The organism is Cyanobium sp. N5-Cardenillas (assembly GCF_024345515.1).
GTDB lineage: Bacteria > Cyanobacteriota > Cyanobacteriia > PCC-6307 > Cyanobiaceae > Cyanobium.
Genome location: NZ_JAGQBG010000165.1, coordinates 1 through 7,231 on the forward strand (window position 1 = coordinate 1; position 7,231 = coordinate 7,231).

Annotated in this window: 8 protein-coding genes; 6 read left to right on the top strand and 2 right to left on the bottom strand. The window is 62.7% G+C overall.

All coding sequences use genetic code 11. The features are described from left to right. Together KBZ04_RS12525 and KBZ04_RS12530 are read right to left on the bottom strand one after the other, a co-directional pair. Window positions 1-698: MlaD family protein (locus tag KBZ04_RS12525; protein ID WP_254992245.1), on the bottom strand; the 698-nt coding region annotated here is incomplete at its 3' end. Between the two features lie 2 nt (window positions 699-700). Further along, on the bottom strand, window positions 701-1,357 hold the full coding sequence (locus KBZ04_RS12530) for a hypothetical protein (RefSeq protein ID WP_254992246.1): 657 nt from the start codon (window positions 1,355-1,357) through the stop codon (window positions 701-703). A gap of 14 nt (window positions 1,358-1,371) precedes the next feature. Here KBZ04_RS12530 and ureG point away from each other — a divergent pair, with 14 nt between their 5' ends. From ureG to KBZ04_RS12560, 6 genes are all read left to right on the top strand, one after another. Further along, entirely contained in the window at window positions 1,372-1,986 is a 615-nt protein-coding gene (ureG, locus tag KBZ04_RS12535; protein WP_254992247.1) for an urease accessory protein UreG, read from the top strand. Window positions 1,987-2,199: 213 nt separating this feature from the next. Then, window positions 2,200-3,495, top strand: a complete 1,296-nt coding sequence (urtA, locus tag KBZ04_RS12540; protein ID WP_254992248.1) for an urea ABC transporter substrate-binding protein — start codon at window positions 2,200-2,202, stop codon at window positions 3,493-3,495. Between the two features lie 139 nt (window positions 3,496-3,634). After that, on the top strand, window positions 3,635-4,792 hold the full coding sequence (locus KBZ04_RS12545) for an ABC transporter permease (RefSeq protein ID WP_254992249.1): 1,158 nt from the start codon (window positions 3,635-3,637) through the stop codon (window positions 4,790-4,792). Window positions 4,793-4,852: 60 nt separating this feature from the next. Then, window positions 4,853-5,959 (top strand): urea ABC transporter permease subunit UrtC, encoded by a 1,107-nt coding sequence (gene urtC, locus KBZ04_RS12550; protein WP_254992250.1) that lies wholly within the window; start codon window positions 4,853-4,855, stop codon window positions 5,957-5,959. Window positions 5,960-6,028: 69 nt separating this feature from the next. Beyond that, window positions 6,029-6,775, top strand: a complete 747-nt coding sequence (gene urtD / locus KBZ04_RS12555; RefSeq protein ID WP_254992251.1) for an urea ABC transporter ATP-binding protein UrtD — start codon at window positions 6,029-6,031, stop codon at window positions 6,773-6,775. Between the two features lie 31 nt (window positions 6,776-6,806). Continuing rightward, a partial coding sequence (locus tag KBZ04_RS12560) for an ATP-binding cassette domain-containing protein (RefSeq protein ID WP_254992252.1) occupies window positions 6,807-7,231 on the top strand: 425 nt, incomplete at its 3' end.

Consider the following 7,231-nt stretch of genomic DNA (forward strand, 5'->3'; position numbering starts at 1 on the left):
ATCAGGGCGGAGAGGTCGGCGGCGGTGCCGTCGGCGCGGCCCTCCAGGCGCTGCGCCAGTTGGCGGGTGGCCGCCAGAGTGCGGTTCAGCTCGCTGCTGCTGCGCTGGGCGTCGCTCTCCAGGCGGGTGGCCAGGCGGCGGCTGGCGGCCAGGGTCTGGTCCAGCTGGTCGAGGCTGCGGGGCAGGCGGGTCTCCGCCAGGCTGAGGCCACTGCTGACGGCCCGCTGCAGGGGAATACGGCTGCTAGCCACCTCAGCCAGCAGATCCTCCAGATCGGGACGGCTGCTGAACACGATCGTCTCGCCATCGCCGATCGGCGGCTGGCCCACCGCCGCCGGATCGGGGGTGATGGCGATGTAGCTGTCCCCCAGGAGGCCAATCTGGGCCAGTTCCGCCCGGCTGCGGCGACCCACCATGGAGCGGTAGGGGTCCCGCAGCTCCAGTTCCACCAGCACCTGGGCATCGGGTTGGAGCAGGATCCGGCGCACCTGGCCCACGGCGAACCCCGAGATCCGCACCGCCATACCCGGGTACAGGCCGGCGGCATCCAGGGTTCGGAACTGCAGGCGCACGCTGGGCGCCAGCCAGTTGCCGGCACGGGCGATCCCCAGCACGAACAGCCCCAGGAGCCCCACCGCCCCCGCCAGGACAACCAGGCTCTGGGGACGGGGGCGCCGCGGCGGAGCAGTGGGTGCCATGGTCAGCGGCCTCCCATCCGCAGGGGATCGACGGTGATCGTCCAGAGCAGGTCGAGGCAGACCAGCAACCCGAGGCCCAGCAGGAAGGATCGGGACATCCGGGAGGCCATCGCCGTGACACCGGAGGTGGCGCGTCGGGCCTGCTGCAGACAGATGGCGGCGGTGATCGCGCCGTAGAGACCCGCCCTGGCCAGGGCGGCGGCGAAGCGGGCCGGCTCCAGCTGGCCGATCAGGAAGGCCACCTCCGCCACCACATCGCCCTGGTTGAGGGTGAGGCTGGCGGTGATGATCACCGCCGCCATGAAATAGAGCAGCAGCACGATGCTGAGCAGGCCGCTGGCGATGAGCTCGGGCGCCCAGCCGCCGGGGGAACGGCGTTCACCGAGCAGGAGTGGTCCATCCCGCAGCAGCAACAGCAGGCTGACCAGCAGCGGCCCCAGAAACAGCAGGGCCCGTACCGCCAGCAGCTCGACCGTGACCCTGGAGAGCTGCTGCAGGGGACTGCGCAGCAGCTCGATGAACCCAAGGCAGACCACCACCCCCGTCCCGGAGACGGTCGCGACCAGCCGCCCATCCAGACGCTCGAAACGGCGCATCAACCTGGGGATCGGTTCATCGCTCACCGCGGCCATCGGCGCTGGCGCCAGGATGGCACCCATCCTGGAATCGGGCGATGGGCAGCAAACTGCGGGTCGGGGTCGCGGGGCCGGTGGGCTCGGGGAAGACGGCCCTGGTGGATGCCCTCTGCCGTCGGCTGCGGGAGCGACTTCAGCTCGCGGTCGTCACCAACGATATCTACACCCAGGAGGATGCCCAGTTTCTCACCAGAGCCGGCTCCCTGGCCCCCGAGCGCATCCGCGGGGTCGAGACCGGAGGCTGTCCCCATACCGCCATCCGGGAGGACTGCTCCATCAACAGGGCGGCGGTGCAGGAGCTGGAAGAGGCCTTCCCGGATCTGGACCTGGTGTTGGTGGAGAGCGGCGGCGACAACCTGGCGGCCAGCTTCAGTCCGGAACTGGTGGATCTCTGCATCTACGTGATCGACGTGGCCGCCGGCGACAAGATCCCCCGCAAGGGAGGCCCGGGCATCACCCGCTCCGATCTGCTGGTGATCAACAAGATCGACCTGGCGGCGATGGTGGGGGCCAGCCTGACGGTGATGGAAGAGGACACCGAACGCATGCGCGGTGGACGCCCCTGGTGCTTCACGAATCTGCGCAGCGGTGAAGGGCTGGACAGGGTCGAGAGTTTCCTGCTGCGCCAGCTGCCGGAGCCCGCCGCCGCCTGAGCCTCGGGGGCTCCCGATATTCGCAATTCACGGGTTCATCAGCGAAACCGTAGGTAATGCAACATATCGACTGGCAAGCCACGTGCAAATCCTCACGCCAGCAAGCCCCGGGTCGCTTTCTGTCTCATTGGATACCGGGAGTAATCACGTCCTTCCTTACCTTTCCTTTTGCCGTCGGTTACGGCGACTACAATTCATCTTGAACAGGCTTCAATGTCTCTGCATCTTTCAAGGCGACTGACAGCTGCTCTCGCCGTAACTGCTGTGAGCGTCACCCTCGTTTCCTGTGGAGGCGAGTCAGGATCAGGCGGTAATTTCGACGGCGAAGTGAAGGTTGGCATCCTTCACTCCCTCAGCGGCACCATGGCCATTTCCGAAACGACTTTGAAAGAAGTCGAGGAAATGGCGATCAAGGAAATCAATGACGCCGGCGGCGTCAAGGTTGGCGGCAAGTCCTACAAGATCGTTGCGGTCGCTGAAGATGGCGCCTCCGACTGGCCCACCTTCGCGGAGAAAGCCCAGAAACTGATCGACTCCGACAAGGTCGCCGTTGTCTTCGGCGGCTGGACCTCCGCCAGCCGCAAGGCGATGCTGCCGGTCTTCGAGTCGAAGAACCACATGCTCTTCTACCCGATTCAGTACGAGGGTCAGGAGTGCTCCCGCAACATCTTCTACACTGGTGCCGTGCCGAACCAGCAGGCCGAGCCTGCGGTGCAGTGGCTGATGGACAAGTTCTCCGACAAGCTCGGCAAGAAAGTGTACCTGGTTGGCTCTGATTACGTGTACCCACGTACGGCCAACACCATCATCAAGGAGCAGATGAAGGCCCTTGGCGGTGAAACCGTCGGCGAGGATTACATCCCACTCGGAAACACCGAGGTGGCCCCGATCATCGCCAAGATCAAGAAGGCCTTCCCGGATGGCGGGATCATCATCAACACCCTGAACGGCGACTCCAACGTCGCCCTTTTCAAGCAGTTCAAGGCCTCGGGCATCGATCCGGCCAAGTACCCGATCATGTCCTTCTCGATCGCGGAAGAGGAGATCCGTCAGATCGGTCCTGAGTACACCAACGGCACCTACGCCGCCTGGAACTTCTTCATGAGCCTGGACACCCCGGCATCCAAGAAGTTCACCGCCGACTTCCAGGCCATGTATGGCGCCGACCGGGTCACGGGTGACCCTGCGGAATCCGCTTACAACATGGTCTACCTCTGGAAGAACGCCGTCGAGAAGGCGGGAACCTTCGAGGATCTCGACAAGGTCCGCAAGGACATGATCGGGATCACCTTCGCCGCTCCCCAGGGCGAGATCAAGATGTTCCCCAACCACCACACCTCGGAGCGGGTCCTCATCGGCGAAGCGGAACCCACCGGCCAGTTCAAGATCCTCTACGACAGCGTCAAGGCCATCCCCCCGATTCCCTGGAACCAGTTCGTTCCCGAGACCAAGGGCTTCACCTGCGACTGGACCCAGGATCGGCCTGACGCCGGCAAGTTCAAGATGTGATCACGGACCCTTTCGTGACTCCATGAAAGACAGGTGGTTCCTTCGGGAACCACCCCCTTCCGGTTCAGCACACCACCACGTTCGACCCGATCGAGCGCCGCTTGAGCGGCGCTCGATCTAACGTTCACCATTCATTCCGTTGGAACTTTTCTTTTCTCAGATACTCGATGGCCTGAGCATCGGGTCAGTGCTGCTGCTCGCAGCCACGGGCTTGGCGATCGTTTTCGGGTTAATGGGCGTCATCAATCTCGCCCATGGCGAGTTCATGATGCTCGGGGCCTACGTCACCTACGTGGTGCAGTCGGCCTTCAAGCCCATGGGTGGTGTGATCTTTGAACTGTATTTCCCGATCTCACTGGTTCTTGCCTTCATCGTGACGGGGCTCATCGGGGTGCTGCTGGAGAGAACATTGATCCGGCAGCTCTATGGACGACCACTGGAAACATTGCTCGCCACTTGGGGCGTCAGCCTGATTCTCATCCAGCTGATCCGCAGTGTGTCCACCGCCATGATGCTGGGCATCTTTGTGGGTGTTGTGGTTGGAGTTGTTCTTTCCAAGCTACTCGGCGCGAAGTTCTCCGAGAAGCCCTTCTTCACCTATCTCAACGGACTTGGCTGGGCGGTCGCCATCGGCATTGGCCTGATCGCCGTCAACCTGTTCGACCAGATCCGACCCCTCGCCAAACCCTGGTTCGGTCCCCGCAACATTGACGTCACCGCACCCAAGTGGCTGCAGGGAAGCTGGGGAATGATCGGCACCATCGAACTTCCCGGTCTGCGCATCTTCATCATCCTGCTGTCGGCCCTGCTGCTCCTGGCCACCTACTGGTTCCTCAACAAGAGTGTCTGGGGTCTGCGCATCCGGGCCGTCACCCAGAACCGCCAGATGAGCAACTGCCTCGGCATTCCCACCGATCGGGTCGACAGCATCACCTTCGGCATCGGATCAGGGCTGGCGGGGGTGGCCGGTTGTGCGATCACCCTGCTCGGATCGGTGGGCCCGAACCTCGGCGCCGCCTACATCGTCTCCGGCTTCATGGTGATCGTCCTCGGTGGTGTGGGGAATCTGCTGGGCACCGTGCTGGCCTCCCTGCTGCTGGGAATCATCCAGTCGGTGATCGGCTCGGGCACCCTGCTGACAATCTTCCCGGACATGCCCCTAGCGGCGAAAGGGGTGATCGAGTTCTTCGCCACCACAAGCATGTCGCTGGTGCTCGTATTCATCTTCATCATCGTCTTTCTCCAGTTCCGCCCCAACGGCATGTTCCCCCAGAAGGGTCGCTCAGTCGATGCCTGACCCCAGCACTCCCCCCCTCTGCAGATTCCCGTTCCATCTCCCCCCCAGGAGGCCCTACCTGTGAAACTCTTCCAACGACTCGTCCCCTGGATTCTGCTGGCGATCGCCCTGTTCATCCTGCCGGCGGCGCTCGACGATTTCCGCCTCAACCTCTTCGGCCGCTACTTCGCGCTGTCGATCACGGCACTGGCAATCGACCTGATCTGGGGCTACACCGGTCTGTTGAGCCTGGGTCAGGGGATCTTCTTTGCGCTGGGGGGCTATGCGGTGGCCATGAACCTGATGCTCAATACCAAGAGTCTGGCGGGTGGCAATGGCATTCCCAAGTTCTTCGAGAACTACGGCGTTGACCAGCTCCCCTTCTTCTGGCAACCGTTCTGGTCGCCGGTGTTCGCCCTGATCGCCCTCTGGGTGATTCCTGCGGTGGTGGCCGGTGTGGTGGGTTGGCTGATCTTCAGAAACAGGATCAAGGGGGTGTACTTCTCGATCATCACCCAAGCGGCGTTGATGGTCTTCTTCCACTTCTTCAACGGCCAGCAGAAACTTTTTGACGGCACCAACGGCCTCAAGACCAGCACCACCGAACTGTTTGGCCAGTTGGTGGGTTCCCCCGACATGCAGGCCTGGTTCTACCGCCTCACGGTGGTGCTGCTGCCCCTGGCATTTCTGGTCTGCCGCTACTTCACCAGTGGACGTTTCGGTGATGCCCTGATCGCCATCCGAGACGACGAAAGCCGCCTGCGCTTCGCCGGTTTCAACCCTGTCCCCTTCAAGACGATCGTCTTCCTGGTGGCTGGGGCCCTCTGCGGCATCTCCGGGGCCCTCTACACGGTCCAATCCGGCATCGTGTCACCCCAGTACATGTCGATCTCCTTCTCGATCGAAATGGTGATCTGGGTAGCCGTGGGTGGTCGGGGCACCCTTGTGGGTCCGATCATCGGCGCCACCGTGGTGAACTACCTGCGCAGCCTGGTGAGCGAAGCGCTGCCGGAGGCCTGGCTGTTCGTGCAGGGGGCCCTGTTCATCTTCGTGGTGGTTCTGATGCCCGATGGCATCTACGGCTGGATCACCAAGGGTGGCTTCCGCACCTTCCTCGCCGCCTTCGGCATCGCCAAGAAGGCCAAGACCTACCCCCAATTGGACAAGGAGGCCATTCCGGTGGATTAGTCCTCCAGGGAACCTGTCCTGGCTTGTCAGCTGTGACCGCACTTTTGATTCCGCACCCTTCCGAAGTCCATGTCAGAACCTCTACTCGAGCTCAATGACGTCAGCGTGAGTTTCGACGGCTTTTATGCCCTCACCGACCTCAGCCTGAAGCTGTACAAGGGTGAACTGAAGTCCATCATCGGCCCCAACGGTGCCGGCAAGACCACCTTCCTCGATGTCATCACAGGTAAGGTGCGGCCCACGAAAGGGTCGGTGAGTTTCAAAGGCAAGTCGCTGCTTGGCGTCTCCGAGCAGCAGATCTCGCGCAACGGCATCGGCCGCAAGTTTCAGACACCGCGGGTGTTCGAGAACCTCACCGTGCTTCGCAACCTGGAGCTCTCCGCCTCACCGGTCAAGAATGCCTTCAGCCTGCTGGGTTCCGGCCTGCCCCAGTCCTCCAAGGATGAGGTGCACCGGATCATGAACTACGTAGGCCTGACACCCTTCGCCACCGTCAAGGCCGGCTCCCTCTCCCACGGCCAGAAGCAATGGCTCGCCATTGCCTCCCTGGTGGCCCAGGCCCCGGAAGTTCTGCTGCTGGACGAACCCGTGGCCGGCCTCACCGACGAGGAAACCCTGCGCACGGCCGAGCTGATCAAGTCCCTCGCCGGCGATCACACCGTGGTGGTGATCGAGCACGACATGGAGTTCATCCGCGATCTGGGCTTCGACGTCACCGTTCTGCACCAGGGACAGGTGCTGACCCAAGGGCCGCTGGAGACGGTCAAAGCCGACCCGCGGGTGATCGAGGTCTACCTGGGGCCGCCCGAACACTGATCGTTTTCCGACCATCACCCACCGCGAGCCCATGTCCACCACCAGCGCCCAGCCCCTGCTTCAGGTCTCCGACCTCAATGTGTATTACGGAGAAAGCCACATTCTCCGCAACGTGGATCTGACCATCCACGAAGGCAAGATGGTCTGCCTGATCGGCCGCAACGGCGTCGGCAAGACCACCTTCCTCAAGACCGTCATCGGATTGCTGCAGCAGCGATCCGGAACGATCAACTACCAGGACGGCCAGCTCACCAACCAGCCCCCCTACAAACGGGCCCGGGCCGGCATCGGTTATGTGTCCCAGGGCAGGGACATCATTCCCCAGGTGACGGTCAAGGAGAATCTGCTGCTGGGCATGGAGGCCCTTCCCGGCGGCCTGGAAAAGAATCGCCACATCGATCCGCTGATCTTCGATCTCTTCCCGATTCTCGAGAAGTTTCTCAAGCGCAAAGGCGG

Excerpts from the sequence above, each read along its gene's own strand:
- ureG (WP_254992247.1), top strand. The coding sequence starts at position 1,372 with ATGGGCAGCAAACTGCGGGTCGGGGTCGCGGGGCCGGTGGGCTCGGGG.
- KBZ04_RS12530 (WP_254992246.1), bottom strand. The coding sequence starts at position 1,357 with ATGGGTGCCATCCTGGCGCCAGCGCCGATGGCCGCGGTGAGCGATGAA.
- urtD (WP_254992251.1), top strand. The coding sequence starts at position 6,029 with ATGTCAGAACCTCTACTCGAGCTCAATGACGTCAGCGTGAGTTTCGAC.
- urtA (WP_254992248.1), top strand. The coding sequence starts at position 2,200 with ATGTCTCTGCATCTTTCAAGGCGACTGACAGCTGCTCTCGCCGTAACT.